The organism is Amorphus coralli DSM 19760 (genome assembly GCF_000374525.1).
In the GTDB taxonomy this organism is placed as follows: Bacteria; Pseudomonadota; Alphaproteobacteria; order Rhizobiales; family Amorphaceae; genus Amorphus; species Amorphus coralli.
On record NZ_KB894573.1, the window covers coordinates 371,231 to 392,508 of the forward strand.

At 67.6% G+C, this 21,278-nt stretch carries 18 protein-coding genes and 1 other RNA gene; 7 read left to right on the top strand and 12 right to left on the bottom strand.

Annotated elements, in window-relative coordinates:
• The first annotated feature begins 106 nt into the window (after positions 1-106).
• The 3 genes from hisS to hisG are packed head-to-tail and all read left to right on the top strand — an operon-like array spanning position 107 to position 3,848.
• Positions 107-1,723: a histidine--tRNA ligase gene (gene hisS, locus C507_RS0112490; RefSeq protein ID WP_018700043.1), complete on the top strand. Its 1,617-nt coding sequence runs from the start codon at positions 107-109 to the stop codon at positions 1,721-1,723.
• Between the two features lie 8 nt (positions 1,724-1,731).
• Positions 1,732-2,865 carry an ATP phosphoribosyltransferase regulatory subunit gene (locus C507_RS21240; RefSeq protein ID WP_018700044.1) on the top strand — a complete coding sequence of 378 codons (1,134 nt, stop codon included), beginning with the start codon at positions 1,732-1,734 and terminating at the stop codon, positions 2,863-2,865.
• Positions 2,862-3,848: an ATP phosphoribosyltransferase gene (gene hisG, locus C507_RS0112500; protein WP_018700045.1), complete on the top strand. Its 987-nt coding sequence runs from the start codon at positions 2,862-2,864 to the stop codon at positions 3,846-3,848. Before C507_RS21240 ends, hisG begins: the two co-directional genes overlap by 4 nt.
• A gap of 235 nt (positions 3,849-4,083) precedes the next feature.
• Here hisG and C507_RS0112505 read toward each other — a convergent pair whose 3' ends face one another.
• Positions 4,084-4,725: a DNA-3-methyladenine glycosylase I gene (locus C507_RS0112505; protein ID WP_018700046.1), complete on the bottom strand. Its 642-nt coding sequence runs from the start codon at positions 4,723-4,725 to the stop codon at positions 4,084-4,086.
• A gap of 206 nt (positions 4,726-4,931) precedes the next feature.
• On the opposite strand from C507_RS0112505, the gene C507_RS0112510 reads away from it, so the two are divergent.
• Complete coding sequence (locus C507_RS0112510) at positions 4,932-5,660, top strand: DUF2927 domain-containing protein (RefSeq protein WP_018700047.1); 729 nt, start codon at positions 4,932-4,934, stop codon at positions 5,658-5,660.
• Between the two features lie 73 nt (positions 5,661-5,733).
• Here C507_RS0112510 and C507_RS0112515 read toward each other — a convergent pair whose 3' ends face one another.
• The 9 genes from C507_RS0112515 to C507_RS22815 form a co-directional block, all read right to left on the bottom strand.
• On the bottom strand, positions 5,734-6,693 hold the full coding sequence (locus tag C507_RS0112515; RefSeq protein ID WP_018700048.1) for an AEC family transporter: 960 nt from the start codon (positions 6,691-6,693) through the stop codon (positions 5,734-5,736).
• Between the two features lie 83 nt (positions 6,694-6,776).
• Positions 6,777-7,508: a M48 family metallopeptidase gene (locus tag C507_RS0112520; RefSeq protein ID WP_018700049.1), complete on the bottom strand. Its 732-nt coding sequence runs from the start codon at positions 7,506-7,508 to the stop codon at positions 6,777-6,779.
• Between the two features lie 167 nt (positions 7,509-7,675).
• Positions 7,676-8,113, bottom strand: a complete 438-nt coding sequence (locus C507_RS0112525) for a DUF2852 domain-containing protein (RefSeq protein ID WP_018700050.1) — start codon at positions 8,111-8,113, stop codon at positions 7,676-7,678.
• 203 nt (positions 8,114-8,316) lie between these two features.
• Complete coding sequence (locus C507_RS0112530; protein WP_018700051.1) at positions 8,317-9,957, bottom strand: ABC transporter ATP-binding protein; 1,641 nt, start codon at positions 9,955-9,957, stop codon at positions 8,317-8,319.
• 7 nt (positions 9,958-9,964) lie between these two features.
• On the bottom strand, positions 9,965-11,092 hold the full coding sequence (locus tag C507_RS0112535) for an ABC transporter permease (protein ID WP_210162136.1): 1,128 nt from the start codon (positions 11,090-11,092) through the stop codon (positions 9,965-9,967).
• Positions 11,093-11,135: 43 nt separating this feature from the next.
• Positions 11,136-12,290, bottom strand: a complete 1,155-nt coding sequence (locus tag C507_RS0112540; RefSeq protein WP_018700053.1) for a microcin C ABC transporter permease YejB — start codon at positions 12,288-12,290, stop codon at positions 11,136-11,138.
• Between the two features lie 12 nt (positions 12,291-12,302).
• Entirely contained in the window at positions 12,303-14,201 is a 1,899-nt protein-coding gene (locus tag C507_RS0112545) for an extracellular solute-binding protein (protein WP_018700054.1), read from the bottom strand.
• Positions 14,198-16,048, bottom strand: coding sequence for an extracellular solute-binding protein (locus tag C507_RS0112550; protein ID WP_026319053.1), 1,851 nt, complete (start codon positions 16,046-16,048; stop codon positions 14,198-14,200). The genes C507_RS0112545 and C507_RS0112550 overlap by 4 nt, the downstream gene beginning before the upstream one ends.
• A 204-nt stretch (positions 16,049-16,252) precedes the next feature.
• Positions 16,253-17,500 (bottom strand): c-type cytochrome, encoded by a 1,248-nt coding sequence (locus C507_RS22815; RefSeq protein WP_018700056.1) that lies wholly within the window; start codon positions 17,498-17,500, stop codon positions 16,253-16,255.
• A 200-nt stretch (positions 17,501-17,700) separates the two neighbouring features.
• On the opposite strand from C507_RS22815, the gene C507_RS0112560 reads away from it, so the two are divergent.
• Together C507_RS0112560 and C507_RS0112565 are read left to right on the top strand one after the other, a co-directional pair.
• The gene (locus C507_RS0112560) at positions 17,701-18,432 is read left to right on the top strand and encodes a 3-deoxy-manno-octulosonate cytidylyltransferase (RefSeq protein WP_018700057.1); all 732 of its coding nucleotides are present in this window, start codon (positions 17,701-17,703) and stop codon (positions 18,430-18,432) included.
• Positions 18,433-18,465: 33 nt separating this feature from the next.
• Positions 18,466-19,356, top strand: a complete 891-nt coding sequence (locus C507_RS0112565) for a prephenate dehydratase (protein ID WP_018700058.1) — start codon at positions 18,466-18,468, stop codon at positions 19,354-19,356.
• A gap of 229 nt (positions 19,357-19,585) precedes the next feature.
• Here C507_RS0112565 and nudC read toward each other — a convergent pair whose 3' ends face one another.
• Positions 19,586-20,530 carry an NAD(+) diphosphatase gene (gene nudC / locus C507_RS0112570; RefSeq protein ID WP_051089763.1) on the bottom strand — a complete coding sequence of 315 codons (945 nt, stop codon included), beginning with the start codon at positions 20,528-20,530 and terminating at the stop codon, positions 19,586-19,588.
• 72 nt (positions 20,531-20,602) lie between these two features.
• Entirely contained in the window at positions 20,603-21,019 is a 417-nt protein-coding gene (locus tag C507_RS0112575; RefSeq protein WP_040401103.1) for an HIT domain-containing protein, read from the bottom strand.
• A 130-nt stretch (positions 21,020-21,149) separates the two neighbouring features.
• Here C507_RS0112575 and ffs point away from each other — a divergent pair.
• Positions 21,150-21,246: signal recognition particle sRNA small type (ffs, locus tag C507_RS22820), an RNA gene on the top strand.
• Positions 21,247-21,278 lie beyond the last annotated feature (32 nt).

Genomic DNA, 21,278 nt, shown 5'->3' on the forward strand with positions numbered 1-21,278 from the left:
GTCTTTCGTCTACTCCACCGGCACCGTCCGTCGCGCGCTGCCTTGCGCCGCGGGCCGTTTCGCGTTCGACGATCATCCGAGTTTTCAGGACCGAGTTTCCAGGGCGATGAGCCGAGAGACCAAAGACAATCTGCCGAAAGCGCGGCTGCCGCGCGGCTTCGCCGACCGCACCCCCGCCGAGATCAAGGCGGCGGAGCGGATCATGGGCGTCATCCGCACGGTCTACGAGCGCTACGGCTTCGAGCCGGTGGAAACCCCGTTCATCGAGTTCGCCGACGCGCTCGGCAAGTTCCTCCCCGACCAGGACCGGCCGAACGAGGGCGTCTTCGCCTTCCAGGACGACGACGAGGAGTGGCTTTCGCTGCGCTACGACCTCACGGCGCCGCTGGCCCGCCACGTGGCGGAGAACTACGAGCGCGTGGTGAAGCCCTACCGCACCTACCGGGCGGGCTGGGTATTCCGCAACGAGAAGCCCGGGCCGGGCCGGTTCCGCCAGTTCATGCAGTTCGACGCCGACACGGTGGGCTCGGCCTCCGTCGCGGCGGACGCGGAGATCTGCATGATGGCGGCCGACACGATGGAGGCCATCGGCATCCCGCGCGGCGACTACGTCATCCGCGTCAACAACCGCAAGGTCCTCGACGGCGTGATGGGCGGCATCGGCATTGGGGGACCGGAGTACGCGGAGACGCGGCTCAAGGTACTTCGAGCCATCGACAAACTCGACAAATTCGATTGGGAAGACGTAAAGCTACTTCTCGGGCCAGGTCGAAAAGATCCGAGTGGCGACTTCACTGAGGGCGCTCAGCTCGACGAAAAGCAGATCAACAGCCTTGAGCTGTTCATCAGAGGGCGAGCGAATTCCTTTCAAGTGGAGTTCGAACCGCCCGAGATTTCTCCTGCAATAGACGACCACCTCGTCGAAACTAATGCAGATGGCGTCAAAAGATTTCGACATTCATCTCGGAATCTGGACCTCCTCCTCGAAACATTCTCAGACAACGAGCTTATGTGCGAGGGCCTCAGCGAGTTGAGAGAGATCGTCAGGATATGTGAAGGCTCAGGCTACGGAACGAGGCGGATCATCGCTGACACATCCGTCGTCCGCGGCCTGGAATACTACACCGGCCCGGTCTTCGAGGCGGAGCTGACCTTCGAGATCACCGACGACGACGGCCGCCCTGTGCGCTTCGGCTCGGTCGGCGGCGGCGGCCGCTATGACGGCCTCGTCGGCCGCTTCCGCGGCGAAGACATGCCGGCCACCGGCTTCTCCGTCGGTGTTTCCCGCCTGGTGGCCGCCCTGGCCGCCCGCGAAGGTCCGCAGGAAAAGCCGCTCGGCCCCGTCGTGGTGCTCGCCATGGACCGCGATCCGGCCGCCATGGCCGGCTACCAGCGCTTCGCCAAGGAGCTCCGTGCGGGCCTGGCCAATGCCGGCCTGCCGCTCGGCGCCGAGGTCTATCTCGGTTCCTCCGGCATGAAGGCGCAGATGAAGTATGCCGACCGGCGCAACGCGCCCTGCGTCGTCATCCAGGGGTCATCCGAACGTGAGACGGGCACGGTCCAGATCAAGGACCTGATCGAGGGTGCCCGCATCGCCAAGGGCGTCACCGACAACAAGACCTGGCGCGAGGAGCGCTTCGCCCAGACCAGCGTGGCCGAGGCCGATCTGGTCGCGACGGTCGTCGAGGTGGTGTCGCGTTACCTGGCGCCCTCGGAGAACTGAGAACCGCCATGGCCCCCGACCGGCTCCGCGCCCTGCGCACCCTGATTGCCGACGCCTCCGACGAGATGGTGGATCCGCCGATCCTGCAGCCGGCGGAGGTCTTCCTCGATCTCGCCGGCGAGGACATCCGCCGCCGCCTGTTCGTCACCTCCACCGCGGCCGGTCGCGAGCTCTGCCTGCGCCCGGACTTCACCATCCCGGTCTGCCTCGCCCACTGCGAGGACCGGCGCCCGGCCCCGGTCACCTACGGCTATATCGGCCCGGTCTTCCGTCAGCGCCGCACGGGTGCCGCGGAATTCCTTCAGGCCGGTGTCGAGTGGATCGGCCACGACGACCGCGAAGTCACCGACGCCCACTCGCTGTCGCTCGCAATGCGCGCCGCCGCCACGCTCGGGCTCGCCGCTCCGCAGATCCGGGTCGGCGACGCGACCCTGTTCGCCGCGCTGGTGGATGCGCTGCCACTGTCCGATGCCTGGCGCCGCCGCCTCGTCGCCTGGTTCGGCGAGCCGGAGCGGCTCGGCCAGGCGCTGGCCAAGCTCGCCGGCGGCCAGGAACTCACTACCGGCAAGGGTCCGGCCGGCCTCTCGCGGGCGCTGGGCAGCGTCGAGCCCGACGAGGCCCGCCGCATCGTTTCCGACATGCTGGGTGTTGCCGGCCTGTCCGTGGTTGGTGGCCGCACGGCGGACGAGATCGCCGACCGGCTGCGCGACAGCGCCACGCTGTCGGCCGGCGACGGCGAAGCCCAGGCCGCCGCGCGCGTTCTCGAGCGCTACCTGGAAATCCGGGCACCGCTGGCCGACGCAGGCAGGGCACTCGCCGATTTCGCCGCTGCCGAGAGCGTCGACATCACCTCCGCCCTCACCGCCTTCGAGCGCCGCGTGGCGCTGTTCGGCGAGGCCGGCGTGCCTGTTGCCGACACCAGTTTCGCCGCCGATTTCGGCCGCCGCCTGGACTATTATACCGGCCTCGTCTTCGAGCTCTACGATCCCGCCCAGCCGGACGGCGCCCAGACCATCGGTGGCGGCCGCTACGACAAGCTCCTGTCGCTCCTCGGCGCCCCCGAGCCGGTGCCGGCCGTCGGCTTCTCGGTCTGGCTCGACCGGTTCGGCATCGAACCCGGCATCGGAGGAGACTGGTCATGAGCGATCTGATCATCGCGATCCCCTCCAAGGGGCGGCTGGAAGAAAATGTCAGCCAGTTCTTCGACAGGGCCGGCCTGCAGATCCGACGCGCGAGCGGTTCGCGGCGCTATCGGGCGGGCGTGTCCGGTGTGGATGGCGTGGAGATCGCCTTCCTGTCCGCTTCCGAGATTGCCCGCGAACTTGTTGCCGGCAACGTCCACTTCGGCGTCACCGGCCTCGACCTTGTGCACGAGACCCTGGCTGACGCCACCGAGCGCGCCGAGGCCATCCACCTGGTCACGCCGCTCGGCTTCGGCCACGCCGATGTGGTTGTCGCCGTGCCCTCGGTCTGGATCGATGTGGAAACCGTCGACGATCTGGCCGAGGTGGCGGAAGACTTCCGTGCCCGCCGGGGCCAGCGCCTGCGCGTCGCCACCAAGTACGTGAACCTGGCGCGGCGCCATTTCGCCGACGCCGGCATCGTCGACTACCGGATCGTGGAAAGCCTGGGCGCCACCGAAGGCACCCCGGCCGCGGGCTCGGCCGAGATCATCGTCGACATCACCACCACAGGCTCCACGCTGTCGGCCAATGCGCTGAAAGTGATCGAGGGCGGCGTGATCCTCGCCTCCGAGGCGCACCTCGTGGCGGCCCGCAGCGCCGACTGGACGCCGGCAGCCAGAACCGCGGCCACCACCGTGCTCGACCGCATCGGCGCCGAGTTGCGCGCTCGCGCCGTTCGCGAGATCCGGGCCGTGGTGGACGATGCGGGACAGCGTGCGGCCCAGGCCGCTAACCTGTTCGGCACCGCTGCGCCGTTCGGCACGACCGCCGTGCCGCTCACGCTTCACTGTCCCGCAAAGGATGCCTATCGCTGCGCCCAGTGGCTGAAGGAGCAGGGCGCCGAAACGGTGACGATCGCCCGGCTCGATGACGTCTTCGAGCCGTCGAACCCGCTGCTCGCCGCCTTCCAGGCGGCCATGGCCGACCGCTTCGCCGGCTGATCCGCGCCGCAAACGCAAAGAGGCCGTCTGCCGGGGGGGACAACAGACGGCCTCGGTTGCTTGTTGCGACCGGCGGTGAGGGAAGAGGAACGCTTTGCCGGGCGCTGTCCTGCAACTGTGAGATCTACGCCAGCCCCCTCTTGCCGGATCACGCCCGGCGATCACGGGAGCGTGAGCGGCGCCCTCTCCGCTTAGACCGGGCATCGGGCGGCCCACCAGAGGGCCGCGACGGGGGTCAGACGGGCCGCACGAACGCGGCGCGCTCCGCCTCGACCTGCTCCCGGATCACGCAGCCCTCGATGTGGTCGTTCACCAGCCCCACCGACTGCATGAAGGCGTAGAGCGTGGTCGGCCCGACGAAGCTCCACCCCCGCCGGCGCAGCTCCTTGGCCATGGCGCGCGACTGGTCGGTTTCCGTGAGGGTGCGCAGGCTGTCCCAGTCGGCCCGTGCCGGCCGCTCGGAGGGGTCCGGCTCGAAGCGCCAGACGAACGATGCCAGGGTCCCCTCGGTCTCGATGAGATCGCAGGCGCGCTGCGCGTTGTTGATGGCCGATTCGATCTTGCGCCGGTGCCGGACGATGCCCGGGTTCTCCAGCAGACGCTCCACGTCGGCTTCGGTGAAACGGGCCACGGCCTCGATGTCGAAGCCGGAGAAGGCGGCGCGGAAGTTCTCCCGCTTGCGCAGGATGGTCAGCCAGGACAGACCAGACTGGAAGCCCTCCAGCACGATCTTCTCGAAGAGCCGCCAGTCGTTGGCGACCGGCCGTCCCCACTCCTGGTCGTGGTAGGCCTGATAGTCCGGCAGGTTTCCCTGCCAGAAGCAGCGGGCGCAGCCATCCTCGCCCGTGATCAGCCCGTCCCTGCCGTCCTCGGCCATTGGTCCTCCGACTCGTTTGTCCAACCGCGCCCATCCTAGACCGGCGCCGCCCGCGGCCGATAGCGGCGTACATGTCTGGCGCAACCCTTCCCGACTAGTCAGGTTCCCGCACGGCGGCCACCCGATTGCGAGCGCCGCGCACTTGCGCTCCGCGATCGGGATTTGCGATGCTTTGGCCGCCTTCACGGGGATCCGGCAATCGGGCCATGTTCAAGCGACGGCTCGCGCTGGCGAGCACACTTCTGGCGGTGGTGATGGGTGCCGTCTTCTGGTCCGCGGACACGTCCGCGTCGACCTCGGGCGCGCTCGCGCCCGACCGGCTCCGCGACGGCTTCTTCAAGGTCGTGTTCGGGCTGGAATACGGGCGCCATCACGGCGATTCCCAACGCGTGAAGAAGTTCGCCGAAACGGTCCGCTTCCACGTCATCAATCTCGCCCGGGAAGATCACACCGCCAACGTTCATTCCTTCGTCGCCAGCCTGCCCACACGCGTCGGCGGCCTGCGCGCCATGCTGGTGCGCGAACGGGAAAAGGCGAACTTCGTGATCTTCCTCGTCGACCGCGACGAGTTCGCCACCGTGGTCTCCCGGGAACTCCGGGCCGACGCGGTGGCCATGGGCGCGCGTTGCCTGGTGGGCGTGCGCACCCGCCAGGGCCGCATCGTGTCGTCCACCGCGGTGATCGTCGCCGACGACCCCTACCTCTTCAAGCGCTGCATGGTGGAGGAGATCCTGCAGGGGCTGGGGCCGATGAACGACGACGACTCCCTGAGCGAGAGCGTCTTCAACGATACCTCGCGCCACACCAGCTTCACCGAATTCGACCGGCAGCTGATGCGCATCCTCTATCATCCGGCCATCCGTCCCGGCATGACCGGGGCGCAGGTGCACGAGGTCCTGCCGCGGGTCTTCCTCGATCTCGGCTATTATCGCTGAGGGTCCGATCGAGCCCAGGAAAGGTGTCGCGTTTCCGGATGGCGAACCGGTTCCCGCTTCGCCCGGAAACGCTTCAGTGCCCGAAAATGGTCAGCCAGAAGCCCATCATGAACAGCGAAGCCGCCGTCGACAGCGTGATGGTGGTGGCTGACAGGGCGTGCCCTGTCCCCACCCTGGTCGCGATCAGGTAGGCATTGACGCCCGTCGGGCAGGTGGCGCCGATGGTCGCCACCGCCACGTAGAGCGGCGGCATGTGGGCGACGTAGCGCGCGATCAGGTAGACGGTGATCGGCAGCACCAGCACCTTCAGACCGGTCAGCCAGAGCGCCGGCATGATGGAGCCGCTGACGCCGTAGCGCTTCAGCGCCATGCCGAGCGCCAGCAGCGCGCAGGGAATGGCGATATCGGCGATCCGGTCGATGAGCACGCGCGGCACGCCGTCGAACGGCAGTCCCGTCGCATTGTAGGCGACACCGCCGAGCGTGCCGATGATGATCGGGTTCTTGGCCAGCGCGATCACCACGCGCCGGGCCACGATCAGGATGTTGAGCCCCTCCTTGGACAACCCGTCTTGGTGCGCGGCGATCTCCGTGTGGATCGCGCTCACCGTCATCATCACCGCCAGGTGGATGGTGACCAGCACCAGGATGATGACCAGCCCTTCCTCGCCGAAGGCCTGGTTGACCACCGGGATGCCGAGCAGGACGAGGTTGGAGTAGCTCGCCGAAATGCCGGCCACCACACCGGCCCGGGCATCGCGCTTGAAGCCGCGGCGCACGATCAGCGTCGCCAGCGTCCAGACCAGCGCCACCCCGGCGAAGTAGGTCAGCCAGAACGGCCAGGGCGAGACCTCCGGCCAGCCCGCCGTCGAGAGCGTGCGGAACAGGAGCAGCGGCAGGCTGATGGTAAAGACGAACTCGCCCAGCGCATCGCCGATCTGATCGCCGATGAGCCCGACCGCCACGGCGAAATAGCCGATGCCGATGAGACCGAAGACGGGAAGGATGACGCCGAGCAGCGCTTGCGTGGACATGCTCGTTTTCTGGTATCGCACAAGAAGGTGGCTCGGAAGCCCCGCCGGCGGGACCCTCCCCCGCCGCTACGGCATGGGTCGGCTCAGCCGGTGTCGGAAACGCCGATGGCGAACAGGCCGGGGCCGTGAAGCTTGAGCCAGCGTCGGGCCTCCGGCGTGCGGGGCGCCAGCTCTTCCGTCAGCCGCCAGAACCGGTCGGAATGGTTGTGCTCGACCAGGTGCGCCACCTCGTGCGCGGCGACATAGTCGAGCACGAAAGCCGGCGCCAGGATGAGCCGCCAGGAGTAGGAGAGCGCCCCGGTCCGGGTGCACGACCCCCACTGGGAACGGGTATCGCGCACCCGCACGCTGGTGATCTTCCGGCCGACCGTCGCGGCATGGCGAACCGAGGCCTCCTCGAGGTCCTCGCGCGCCATGCGCTTCAGGCCGTCGCTCACGCGCCGTGCCAGGTGGCGCTCCTGCCCGGCCACGCAGAACAGGCGTTCGCCCTCGACCACGTCCAGCCAGACGGTGCCGCGCCGCCCGGGATAGTGGCGGATCCGATGGTCCTCGCCGCGCAGCGGAAACACCGCCCCGTCGGCAAAGGCCACCGCGGGCGCCTGGCGGGCCAACTTGTCTGCGAGCCAGCCGGTGTGGCCGCGCACGAAGCCGTCGATCACCGCGTCCGCCATGGCGACGGGCGCCGTTACGATGGGGGCGCCGCCGGTGGGAATGCGCAGGGTGGCGCGGCGCGCGCGCCGGGATCGCCGGACGGCGACGGTGATCGCGCGTCCGTCCAGGTCCAGCGCGATGGCGGTGAGCGGCGGCGTCGGCAAGGCGGTGGTCCGATGGCTGCGAGGTCGAATCGTGGTGGCTGAGATCTCTACCATGGCGCACCGGGCGCACCGCGCAACCGGACAAAAAAACGGGCCGCGTCGCGGCCCGTCGAAGGGGAGGTCAGGACCCGAAGGTCGGGATCGCAAGGGGCATGCGCCCCTTGCCGTCAGGCCCGATGCGGCTCGGGCGTCGTGTCCGTCTGCGGCGCGGAATCCGCCCCGTTGTGACGGGCGGCCATGAACCGGTCGAACTCCTCCTGGTCCCGCGCGCGGCGCAGGTTGTGCAGGAAGTCGTCGAACTCGGCACGCATGGCGTCGATCTTGCGGCGCTCTTCCTCGAGACGGGCAAGCTCGCGCTCGCGATACTCGTCGAAAGCGACGTTTCCGGTCCGGCTCGTGCCGGCAAAGGCGGTGTCCTTCATCTTGCGCATGGAGCATCCCCGAAAATGGCCGCGCGCGTCGTCCGCGACACGGTGAAAGTGGTCGCCCCACAGGATGTAGGCGAGCATGGCCAGACCGAGCGGCCAGAACACGATGAACCCGAGAATCATCAGGAAGGTCGTGAGCGGCGTCCAAGCCGGGCGAAGGGCAAGAGTGTTTGTCATCGTCCGTTCCATCCAATCCAACGATGACTTTGAGGTGGGGAGCCCCCCGGACAGCTTCAAGAAAAATCGGACAACCGCTTCTTCCGAAAGCTTGTTTCGCCCCACTGTTGGAGGGCGGCCGAAGACGACCGCGCGCGCGGAAGCTTGCGCGCACTTGCCGCACGTGTGCCATCCCGGCGAACACCCTTCCGGGCGGCCGGCGCCTACTGTGAAACGGCGCTGCCGCCGATCGTCTCCAGCCGGAACGCGGCGGCCATCAGGGCCTTGGTGTAGTCCGTCTGCGGATCGTCGAAGATCCGTTCCGCCGGGCCTGCTTCCACCACCTTGCCCTCGCGCATGACGATCACGTCGTTGGCGAGCGCCCGCACCACCTTCAGGTCGTGCGAGATGAACAGATAAGCCAGGTCACGGCGCTGCTGCAGGTCGCGCAGCAGGTCCACCACCTGCGCCTGCACGCTCATGTCGAGGGCCGAGGTCGGCTCGTCGAGCATCAGGAACTTCGGCTCCAGCACCAGGGCGCGGGCGATGGCGATGCGCTGGCGCTGGCCACCGGAGAACTCGTGCGGATAACGGTGCCGCGTGCCGGAGTCGAGCCCCACCTCGTCCAGCACCGCCGCGACGCGCTCCTCGCGCTCTGTCGCGGAAAGCTCCGGGAAGTGGATCTTCAGCCCCTCGCCGATGATATCGCCCACCGACATGCGCGGGCTGAGCGAGCCGTAGGGGTCCTGGAAGACAATCTGCATGTCGCGCCTCAACGGCCGCATGGACTTCCAGGAATAGGCATCGATTTCGGAGCCGAGGAACACGATCCTCCCCCGCGAGGAGATCAGGCGCAGCAGCGCGAAGCCCAGCGTCGTCTTGCCGGAGCCTGACTCGCCCACCACGCCGAGCGTCTGGCCGGCGCGCACCTCAACGTCAACCCCGTCCACTGCCTTCACGTGACCGACGGTACGCCGCAGGAGGCCGCGCTTGATCGGGAACCAGACCTTAAGGTCCTTCGCCTCCACGACCCGCTCTGCGGTGCGGTCGGTCTTCGTCGGCGCGCCCTTCGGTTCCGCCTCCATCAGGTGCCGGGTGTAGGGGTGCTGCGGCCGGTCGAGGACGTCCGTTACCGGCCCCTCCTCCACCAGCTCGCCTTTGGTCATCACGCAGACCCGATCGGCGATGCGCCGCACCGTGTTCAGGTCGTGGGTGATGAACAGCATGGCCATGCCGAGCCGGTTCTGGAGATCCTTCAGAAGTTCCAGGATCTGCGCCGCCACCGTCACGTCCAGCGCCGTCGTCGGCTCGTCGGCGATCAGCAGCTCCGGCTCGTTGGCCAGTGCCATGGCGATCATGACGCGCTGGCGCTGGCCGCCGGACAGCTGGTGCGGGTAGGACTTGATCCGCGTCTGCGGGTCGGGAATGCCGACGGCGTCGAGCAGCTCCAGCGTCCGCTTCGCGCTGGCCGTTTCCGACATGCCCTTGTGAACCCTCAGCACCTCGCTCACCTGCCGCCCCACCTGGTGCAGCGGGTTCAGCGACGTCATCGGCTCCTGAAAGACCATGGCGATGTCGTTGCCGCGCAGGCCGCGCATCTCCCGGTCGGACGCGGTCAGCAGGTCGCGTCCGTGGAACAGGATGCGCCCGCTCGGGTGAAACGCCGCCGGATAGGGCAGAAGCCGCACGGTGGACAGCGCCGTGATCGACTTGCCGGAGCCGGATTCGCCGACGATGGCCAGCGTCTCGCCCTTCCGCACCGACATGGAGACGTGCTTCAGCGCCTCCACGGGCGGTCCGTCCTCCTGCTGGAAGGAGACCGACAGATCCTCGATTTGGAGCAGCTCTTCGGCGGGTCCGGTCATCGCGGCCTCATACGAACGTCTTGCGCGGATCGAAGGCGTCGCGCACCGCCTCGCCGATGAAGATCAGCAGCGAGAGCATGATGGAGATCACCAGGAAGCCGGTGATGCCGAGCCAGGGGGCCTGCAAATTGTTCTTGCCCTGGGCCAGCAGTTCGCCCAGCGACGGCGAGCCCGGCGGCAGGCCAAAGCCGAGAAAGTCCAGCGACGTCAGCGTGGTGATCGAGCCGTTCAGGATGAACGGCATGAAGGTCAGCGTCGCCACCATCGCGTTCGGCAACAGGTGGCGCCACATAATCGTCCGGTTGCCGACGCCCAGCGCCTTGGCTGCGGTCACGTATTCGAAATTGCGCGCGCGCAGGAACTCCGCCCGCACGACGCCAACCAGCGCCACCCAGGAAAACAGCAGCAAGATGCCCAACAGCACCCAGAAGCTCGGCGCGAGCACCGCGGAGATGATGAGCAGCAGGTAAAGCGCCGGGATCGAGGTCCAAACCTCGATGACGCGCTGGAAGATCAGGTCGGTCCAGCCGCCGAAATAGCCCTGCACCGCGCCGGCGCCGACGCCCACCACCGACGACAGGACGGTCAGGACCAGACCGAACAGGACGGAAATGCGGAAGCCGTAGATCAGCCGCGCCATCACGTCGCGGCCCTGATCGTCGGTGCCGAGCCAGTTCCAGTTCCACACCGTGCAGTTGGGATCGGCGGTGCCGTCGACATAGCCCTGGCAGCGCTCGGCCTGGTCCAGCATCCAGGTCGGCGGTGACGGTGCGGGCACCGGCAGCTCGTTGTTGACGGTGTTGTAGGAGTAGCGGATCGGCGGCCAGACCATCCAGCCGTTGGCCTCGATCTCCTCCTGGATGAAGGGGTCGCGGTAGTCGGTGACGGCCAGGAAGCCGCCGAACTTCTCCTCCGGGTAATCCACGAACACAGGCGACAGGATCTCGCCCTTGTAGGAGACGATCAGCGGCCGGTCATTGGCGAGAAACTCGGCGAACAGCGTCAGCACGAACAGGACCAGGAAGATCCACAGCGACCAGAAGCCCCGCCGGTGGCCCCGGAAGTTGCGCCAGCGCCGCTTGTTCAGCGGCGACAGGGTGATCACGCCCCGCCCGGTCGCAGGCGCGTCCGCCACCGGCGAGAACTCGTCGTGGGAAGGTTCGAGACGGGCTTCCACCTCAGACCTCCCGGCTTTCGAAGTCGATCCGGGGGTCGACCCACATATAGGTCAGGTCGGTGATCAGGTTCACCACCAGCCCCACCAGCGAGAAGATGTAGAGGGTCGCGAACACCACCGCGTAGTCGCGGTTGATGATGGATTCGAAGCCCAGAAGCCCCAGCCCGTCGAGCGAGAAGATTGTCTCGATCAGCAGCGAGCCGGTGAAGAAGGCGGAGATGAACGCCCCCGGGAAGCCCGCGATGATGATCAGCATGGCGTTGCGGAAGACGTGGCCGTAGAGCACCTGCCGCTCCGTCAGCCCCTTCATCCGCGCCGTCATCACGTACTGCTTGCGGATCTCCTCCAGGAACGAGTTCTTGGTGAGCAGGGTCGTGGTGGCGAAGGCCGACAGCGACATGGCGATGATCGGCAGGGTCAGATGCCAGAAATAGTCGGGAATGACGACGGTAACGCAGCGATGGGCGTCGAAGGCGGCGTTCCAGGGCGCGCACGTCGCCCCCCTCACCCCTTCCGACAACAGCCCTCTCAGCGGGAACAGGTCGAGGAAGGATCCGCCGGCGAACAGCACGATCAGCAGCACGGCGAACAGGAAGCCCGGGATCGCGTAACCGATGATGACGACGGCGGATGTCCACACATCGAAGCGCGAGCCGTCGCGCATGGCCTTGGAAATGCCGAGCGGAATGGAAATGCCGTAGGAAATCAGCGTCATCCACAGGCCGAGCGAGACGGAGACCGGCAGCTTCTCGCCGATCAGCTCGAGCACGCCGATGTCGCGGAAATAGCTCTGGCCGAAATCGAACCGCAGATAATTCCACAACATCAGCGCAAAGCGCTCGACCGGCGGCTTGTCGAAGCCGAACTGCGCCTCCAGGTCGCGGATGAATTCCGGGTCGAGGCCCTGGGCGCCGCGATATTTCGAACTGATGTCGCCGGAGCCGGCGCTCGACGACCCCGGTTCGGAGCCGCCGGCGAAGTCGCCGCCCCCGCCGGAAATGCGGGCGGTCGCCGATACGTCCATGCCGGAGAGCTGGGCGATCACCCGCTCCACCGGCCCGCCTGGGGCGAACTGAACGACCAGGAAGGAAATCAGCATGATCCCGAACAGGGTCGGCAGGATCAGCAGCAGGCGTCGAAGAATGTAGGAGGCCATCGAGGCGGGATCCTAACCGTTCGCGTCTGAAGTGGCGACCTCGGTCGACCACCAGGTCGCGACCACCGGAAAGCCGTAGTGTGGAGGCTTGTCCGGGAAGCCGAACACGTCCCAGCGCGCCGTGCGATGGGTGGCGCTGTACCAGTTCGGCACCCAGTAGAAGCCGAGCCGGAGCACCCGGTCGAGAGCCCGGGCCGCGGCCGTCATCTCCTCCCGGGTCGGCGCGTTGACCAGTTTGTCCAGCAACGTGTCGACGGCTGGATCGGCAATGCCCGACAGGTTGCGGGACCCGTCGGAGCGGGCAGACTCCGAGCTCCAGAATTCCCGGATTCCCTCGCCCGGTGTCGCCGAGAAGGCAAAGCGCTGGCCGGTCATGTCGAAGTCGAAGGTGTTGAGCCTGGACTGGTACTGCGCCGGATCGACCAGGCGGAAGGTCATCTCGATACCGAGGCGCTCCAGGTTGCGCGCATAGGGCTGCACGATCCGCTCGAAGGTCGGCGCGAAGCTCAGGACCTCGATGGTGAACGGCGCGCCGTCGGCATCGACCAGGTTGCGCCCCTTGCGCGTCCAGCCCGCCGCCAGCAGGAGATCGTTCGCCTCCCGCAGAAGCCGGCGGTCGGACCCGGACCCGTCGGACACCGGCGGCGTCCACGCCTCGCCGAACACCGCCTCGGGCACCTGGCCGCGCAGAGGGTCCAGCAGCGCCAGCTCGTCCGGTCCCGGCGTGCCCTCCGCCATCATGGCGGAGTTCTCGAAGAACGAGGCCGTCCGCTTGTAGAGGCCGTAGAACAGGTTCTGGTTGGTCCACTGGAAATCGAAGGCCAGCCCGAGAGCTCGCCGGGTGCGCGGGTCGGCGAACTTCGCGCGCCGCGTGTTGATGAACCAGCCCTGGGCGCCGGAGGGGCGGTTGTCGGGAAACTCTTCCCGGATCACCTTGCCGCTCTCGACGGCCGGGAAGGTGTAGCCGGTGGCCCAATTCTTGGCGACGGCCTCCTCGTAATAGGTCAGCGTGCCGTTGGTCAGCGCCTGGAACGCGATCTGACGGTCGCGGAAGAACTCCTCGCGAACGGTGTCGAAATTGGCCTGCCCGCGCGCCACCGGAAGGTCCTTCGCCCACCAGTCCGCAACCCTGTCGAACTCGACGAACCGGCCGCTCTCGAACGATCCGACCCGGTACGGGCCCGACGACAGCGGCGGCGTCAGGGTCGAGCGTTCGAACTCGTGGATCTCGTAGTAGGCCTTCGACAGGATCGGCATGGTGGCCACCGTCGGCGGCATCCGGTTGCTCGCCTCGGGCTTCAGCACAACCACGACCGTCTGCGGATCCTCCACCCTGATCGCCTCGACCCAGGAGAGCACCTGGCGCAGCGTCGGATGGCCCTGCGTTCGCAGTGTTTCCAGCGAGAAGGCCACGTCCTCGGCGGTCAGTGGCGAACCGTCGTGGAACCGCGCCTCCGGCCGCAGGTGGAAGGCGAAGGTCTTCTCGTCGTCGGAGACCGACACACTCTCTGCCACCAGCCCGTAGACCGCGTCCGGCTCCTCCAGCTGACGCACCATCAACGTGTCGAAACACATGTCCATCATCGGCGGCGCGTCGCCGGCCAGGATGAACGTGTTGAAGGTGTTGAAGGTCACCGGGTTCTGGTTGAAGCCCCACTGGGAGGCCACCAGCCGGATGGTCCCGCCCTTCGGCGCATCCGGATTGACGTAGGGGAAGTGGCTGAAGTCGGCCGGCAACTGCAGGTCGCCGAACACCGAGAGGCCGTGCCGCCGTCCACTTGGCGTGGCGGTGGACTGGGCCCGTGCCGACGTCGGCCGCAGCCAGGGCGCCAGCGCGATGCCGGCGGCGCCGCCGGCGCCGATCTTCAGCGCCTGGCGCCGGTCGAGATGGAGCGAGCGCCGTCGGCTCACTTCTTCTCCCTCGCGATCTTCGCCGCCTTCTCCTCGTCGTACCACCACGCCATCGGGAAGGCGGTGGTGAACTTCGGCAGGTCGGCGTGGTCGAACCGGTCCCAGTAGACGATCCGGTCGTCCGGCGCGCGGAATTGCGGCACCACATACTCGTTGTGCAAGAGCACCCGGTCGAGCGCCCGGGTGGCGGCGACCAGCGTGTCGCGGTCGTCGGCGAACACGATGCGCTGGATCAGCGCGTCCACCGCCGGGTTCTTGATGCCGACATAGTTCTGCGAGCCTTCGCGATCGGCGGCCTGCGAGCCCCAGAACTCGTTCTGCTCGTTGCCCGGCGACAGGCTCTGGCCCCAGACGAAGATCGCCATGTCGAAGTCACGCGCCCGCACCCGCCGGATGTACTGGGAGGAATCGACCGTGCGCAGCGACACATGGATGCCGAGCTTCTCCAGGTCGGTCTTGTAGGCCAGCGCACCGCGTTCCGCCCCCGGCGACGAGAGCAGGATTTCCACCGAGAAGGGCTCGCCCGTCGTCGCGTTGATCAGCTTGCCGCCGCGGATCTCGTAGCCGGCCTCCTTCAGGAGACGCGACGCCTCGCGCAGGTTGGAGCGCAGCGCCTGCGGCGAACCGCCGACCGGCAGGTTGTACGGCTCGGTGAAGACGGTCTGCGGCATGCCTTCGCCGTCGACCTCCTCCTCCACGCTCTTCAGGATCTCGAGCTCCTCGCCCTCCGGCAGGCCGGTGGCGGCAAGCTCGGTCCCGGCGAAATAGGAGCCGATACGCTCGTTCAGGCCGTAGGAAAGGCGCTCGTTGGAGGACTCGAAATCGTAGGCAAGGTTGAAGGCGCGGCGCACGCGCGGATCCTGGAACTTGTCCCGGCGCAGGTTGAAGGCGTAGCCCTGCATCCGGCCGGAGCCGACATCGGGGAACTCCAGCTTCTTGACCCATCCCTTGTCTATGGCCGGGAAGTCGTACTGGGTCGCCCAGCGGTTCGCCGAGAGCTCCTGATACCAGTCATATTCGTCGGCCTTGAAGGCCTGCCGCGCGACGTCCTCGTCGCGATAATACTCGTAGCGGATCTCGTCGAAATTGTTGGTGCCGACATTCACCGGCAGATCGGCGCCCCAGTAGTCCTCCACGCGCTCGTAGACGATCGAGCGGCCGGGGTCGACGGACTTGATCCGGTAGGCGCCGGAGCCGAGCGGCGGCGTCACGGTGGCGGCGGTGATGTCGCGCCCTTCCGCAGTCCAGTAGTGCTTGGGCAGCACGATAAGCTGGCCCACGATCTTCGGCAGCTCGCGGTTGCCGGCCTGGTCGAAGGTGAAGGTCACCTCGCGCTCGCCGGTCACCTGCGCGTCCGTCACGTGGCGATAGTAGAAGGCCTGGCCGGGATTGTTCTCCGTCAGCGCCTGGAACGACCAGACCACGTCCTCCGGCGTCACCGGCTCGCCATCGTGCCAGCGCGCGCCCTCGCGCAGCCGGAACTTCACCCAGGAATGATCGTCCGGCCACTGCATGGCTTCCGCCAGCAGCCCGTAGTCGGCCGAGATGTCCAGCTCGTCGTAGGCCGGCGTCATCAGCGTATCGTAAAGGAAGCCGAGCCCGAGCGCCGGAGAGCCTCTGCGCGGCACGAAGTTCAGATTGTCGAAGGAGCCGACGCTGTGCAGCCGCACGGTGCCACCCTTGGGGGCATCCGGGTTCACGTAGTCGAAATGCTCGAAGTCGTCCGCGTATTTCGGCTCGCCGGTCAGCGCGGCCGCGGACCGCCACTTCGGGTCCTCGGCGACCGCAGGCACGACAGCGAGCGACGCCAGGAGGGCGGCCAGGCCGAACGAGAAGGAACGCATCATGAAAAGCGGCATCCGGTCATTGTGAATCTATCCCATTTTAGGGAGGCAAGCCCGTCGGCGACACCGCCGAGGGCCACAATGACCAAAATTTAATGCCGGAAGCGTGGCGGGCCGCGCGTTTGCGTCAGGGCCCTGCCGGAAATTGCGACGCCGAGGCGGCGTCCCCGGCGGTCTTCGGACCGCCGGGCCGTCAGGAGGCGGCTATCAGAGCGGCGCGGGGGTATCGGCCATGGAGCGCAGATACGCGACGACCGCGGCCCGGTCTTCTTCCTTGCGGATGCCGGCGAAGGCCATCTTGGTACCCTTCACGACCTTGGTCGGAGCCTCGAGATATTCGTCGAGGTTGGCGTAGGTCCAGGTCTTGTCGGCGCCCCACTCCTTCATGGCCTTGGAGTAGTTGTAGTCGGCGACATGCAGGACCGGCGCGTTCACGACGTTCCAGAGGTTCGGGCCGACCTTGTTGGCGCCGCCCTTCTCGAACGTGTGGCAGGCCACGCACGCCCGCGCGGCCCGCTTGCCGTCGTCCGGGTTGGCCGCGGCAACCAGCTTGACGAACCCGTCGGCGCCGCCCTGCACGGCGGCGTCCTTCTGGGGATCGCTCTCGGCCGGAGCGGCGGAGCCTTCCTTCTGCTCGGGCGCGGCGTTGCCGGAGCCCTCGGCCGGAGCGGCGTCGCCGGACGGGGCCGCATCACCCGCAGGAGCAGCGTCACCCGCCGGAGCGCCCTCGGCGGCCGGGGCACTGTCGCCCGACTGGCCGGACGCAGCGTCACCGCCAGAGGCTGCGTCGCCCGAAGCGTCGCCGCTGGCAGCACCACCCGCGGCATCGCCACCCTCGGCGGCCGCACCATCACCCGCGCCGGCCGGCGCGGCATCGGTGGCCGTGCCGGTATCGGCTTCGGCCGTCTTCTGCACTTCCGGCAGCGGCTCGGGGTTGTCGGCCAGCGACCGCAGGTAGACGATGACGTCGGCGCGCTTCTCGTCGTTCTTGATACCGGCATAGCTCATGGCCGTGCCCGGCACTTCCTTGCGCGGGTTCTCCAGGAACGCGTCGAGATTGGCGTAGGTCCAGGTCTTGTCGGCGCCCCACTCCTTCATGCCGGAGGAGTAGTTGAAGTCGGCGTGGCCGAGCACGGCGGCGCCCACGATGCCGTAGAGGTTCGGGCCGACCTTGTTCGGACCGCCCTTCTCGAAGCTGTGGCAGGCCTGGCAGGCCCGCACGCCGTTCTCGCCGGCAGACACGTCGGCGTTGGCGAGCAAGACCGGAAGCGGCGTCGCGGCCGGCGCCGGCTCGCTTTCGCCGGTGCTCGTCGCCTCGGGAATCGCGATCGCGTAACCGGGCTCCTCGGGCGGATGCGTCTCGAAGATCGCATCCGACACAACCGCGACGGCCATCACGAAAAGGCACGTCCCGAGTACGGCGCCTGCGACCTTGTTAAGTTCGAACGAATCCATCCTTGTCCTCATCCTCGTCGCGGAGGCCCAGGTTCCGGCCGGCCTCGCGGTACGGAAATCGCGGTGGACACTACCCGCTATAATAATTCTATGTCCACTCGTATAAAGCGCCGCGCACAAGACACAATCGGTTCGGTGCCGCGCGCTATTGCCGCGCCCCTCGGCGCCCGGCAGGGTGCCTCCCGAACCGCGGAGGACCGATGCCAGACGACATCCTTGTCATAATTCCAGCCCGACGCAGCGCCACCCGGCTGCCCGACAAGCCGCTGGCCGTCATCGGCGACGCGCCGATGATCGTGCAGGTCTGGCGGCGCGCCCGGGAGGCCGAAATCGGCCGTGTCGTCGTCGCCTGCGATGATGCCGACATTGCCCGCGCGGTCGAAGCGGCCGGGGGCGAGGCGGTAATGACCGCGGCTAACCATCCGTCCGGCTCCGATCGCATCAACGAGGCATTGCAGACCCTGGATCCCGCCGGCGCCGTGCAGGTGGTCGTCAACGTTCAGGGCGACCTGCCGACCATCGAGCCTGCGACGATCCGCGCATCCCTTGAACCGCTCGCCGATCCCCAGGTCGATATCGCCACGCTCGCCGCCGTGATCGAGATCGAGGAGGAGCGGACGAACCCCAACGTGGTGAAGGTGGTCGGCAGCCCGCTGTCGGAGCGCCGCCTGCGCGCGCTCTATTTCACCCGCGCGACGGCACCCTACGGCGATGGGCCGCTGCACCACCATATCGGCCTCTACGCCTTCCGCCGCGCTGCCCTCACGCGTTTCGTCTCGCTGCCGCCCTCCGCTTTGGAGCGCCGCGAGAAACTCGAGCAGCTTCGCGCCCTGGAGGCAGGCATGCGCATCGATGTCGCGGTGGTTGACGCCGTGCCGCTGGGGGTGGATACCCCCGCGGATCTCGACAGGGCCCGCGCGATCCTGTCCTGATCCCCGATTCCGGCGCGCCAGACGATTGAGCCGATGACCGATCCCAACCGCCCCCGTGTCGTCTTCCAGGGCGAGCCGGGCGCGAATTCCCACATCGCGACCAACACCGTGTTCCCCGAGGCCGAGGCGGTCCCCTGCCCCACCTTCGAGGACTGCTTCGCCGCGCTGTCCTCCGGCGCGGCCGATCTCGGCATGATCCCGATCGAGAATTCGCAGAACGGGCGGGTGGCCGACATCCATCACCTGCTGCCGACGGCCAACCTGTTCATCATCGGCGAGTATTTCCAGCCGATCCATCACCAGCTTCTGGCCCTCCCCGGCACCAGGCTTTCCGATCTCAAGACCGTGCAGAGCCACGTCCAGGCACTCGGACAGTGCCGCCACATGCTGCATCGGCACGGGCTGCTGCCGGTGGTCGCGGCCGACACCGCCGGCTCCGCGCGACAGGTGTCCGAACGCGGCGACCCGACGGTCGGCGCCATCGCCTCGACGCTGGCCGCCGAGATCTACGGGCTCGACATCCTCATGAAGGACGTCGAAGACGCCTCCCACAACACCACCCGCTTCGTCATCCTGTCGCCGGAAGACACGCGCGCCGCCCCGGGCAACGGCCCGGTGGTGACGTCCTTCCTCTACCGGGTGCGCAACGTGCCGGCTGCGCTCTACAAGGCGCTCGGCGGCTTCGCCACCAACGGCGTCAACATGACCAAGCTGGAGTCCTACCAGCTCGAGGGCGAGTTCTTCGCCAGCCAGTTCTACGCCGAGGTCGACGGCCACCCGGACGATCCGAACCTGGCACTGGCGCTTGAGGAGCTGGAGTTCTTCTCCACCGAGATCCGCATTCTTGGCGTCTACCCGGCGGCCGAATTCCGCGCCAACATCCGCGAGCCGGAGGAAAACCGGATCCTGCGGCCGAAGCGCTAGAGCAATCCCAGGAAAAGTGGGTACCGGTTTTCCGTCCGGGATTGCGGAGAAACGAATCTTGATCGCTCACGCGCGCTCACTTCGTTCGTAGCTCACGCGGGCGCGCCCTGACCGGGCGGCGCGCGGTCGCGCGCTGATCAACCAATCCCAGGAAAAGTGGGTACCGGTTTTCCGTCCGGAAGCGCGCAGAACTAATCAGCGCTTCCAGGCCTAAGCGGTGCCGCTGCCCTCAGACGACGCCGCCGTCCGCGTAGGCCTTGATGAGATGATGGGCGATGGCCATCGCCGGCGGCACCAGGAAGCCGTCGGGATGGGTCTTCGCCAGCATCGCCGACAGCTCGGCGCGCTCGAACCAGCGCACGTCCTCCAGCTCCTCCACCTCCCGGACCAGATCGAAGCTCGTCGCCTCGGCAAAGCAGCCGATCATCAGGCTGGAGGGAAACGGCCAGGGCTGGCTGGCATGGTAGGTCACCGCGCCGGTGCGGATACCGGCCTCCTCGTAAAGCTCGCGGCGCACGGCGTCCTCCAGCGTCTCGCCGGGTTCCACGAACCCCGCCAGGCAGGAGTAGACGCCGGGAGCGAAGCGGTACTGGCGCCCCAGCACGCAGCGGTCGCCGTCCACCGCCAGCATGATCACCACCGGATCGGTGCGCGGAAAATGCTGGGTGCCGCAGGCCGGGCAGTCGCGCCGGTAGCCGCCGTGCGAGGGCATGCTCTTCTGCCCGCAATTGGCACAGAAGCCGTGCCGGTCATGCCAGGAAATCAGGCTCCTCGCCTGGGCGATGGCGCCGAGATCGTGCGGCGCCAGAGTGCCGTCCACAGCCAGCGATCGCAGGTCGCGCGTCCAGGCGGCCGCACCATCCGACAAGCCCGGGATGCGGGCGGCAAGCCGGGGGACGCCGTCGTCGAAGCCGAGCACGATAGCCTGGTCGAGTGCGGCCCCCAGGTATTCGGCCGCTGCCCGGTCGTGAAGGGCCACGGGCGCCGCTTCCGGTCCGCTCAGGACCGCCCCATCATCGGTGAAGAGATAAAAACCGGCCCCGGGCCGTGCGGCGACCTCTGCCGCGGACAGGCCGGTCCGTGCTTCCGCGATCCGGTCGAGCCGGTTACCGGCGAACCCCGTCCGGGAGGAGGCGTCGACCACGGGGAACTGCGGAAACGATCTGGAACTCATTGCCAACCCATCAATGCCGCCCCCGCGCACAGTCTGGACCCCATAAAAACACGATTCGCCGCCCCCGGGCCGTCACGCGTCCGCAAAGGCCCGTTGCAGGCGTGCCGTGAAATTGGCCCGCTCGGCCGCGTCCCGGGCTTGGGCCGGCACTTTTCCCCAGATCGGTCCAGGCCAGGCCGGATCTTCCGGATAGCGCGCGATGACGTGGATGTGGAGCTGGGCGACCGCGTTTCCGAGCGCCGCGACGTTCAGCTTGTGGGCGTCGGTCAGGTACTTCAGCACCCGCGAAGCCATCGCGATCTCCTCAATCAGGATCGCCCGGTCGTCCGGCGCCAGGTCGATGATCTCCACGCATTCCGCGCGGCGCGGCACCAGAACGAGCCACGGATAGGTGGCGTCGTCGCTCAGGCGGACCGAGCACAGCGGCAATTCCACCACCGGCGTCGTGTCGGCGTGAAGCTGGGGATCGAGGGCGAATCCTTCGGACACGGCGGGGGTCTCCACGGCGTTCTTTGCGGCTGGACGGACGGTCGGAACGGACCTCTCCGGTGGGCGAATGAAAATTGCACGCCTCCCCCACCTTGCCAAAGGGGGGGCGACCTTTGATATAGAGAAGTCGGGAGGTTGGCGGTGGACGGGTCACTCGCCAACCGGGTCAGGTCCGGAAGGAAGCAGCCCTAACGAGCCAGGCACGGGTCGCCGTGCCAGCCTCCCACCTCCGTTCTTATCGAGAGGCACCGGCGCCGGG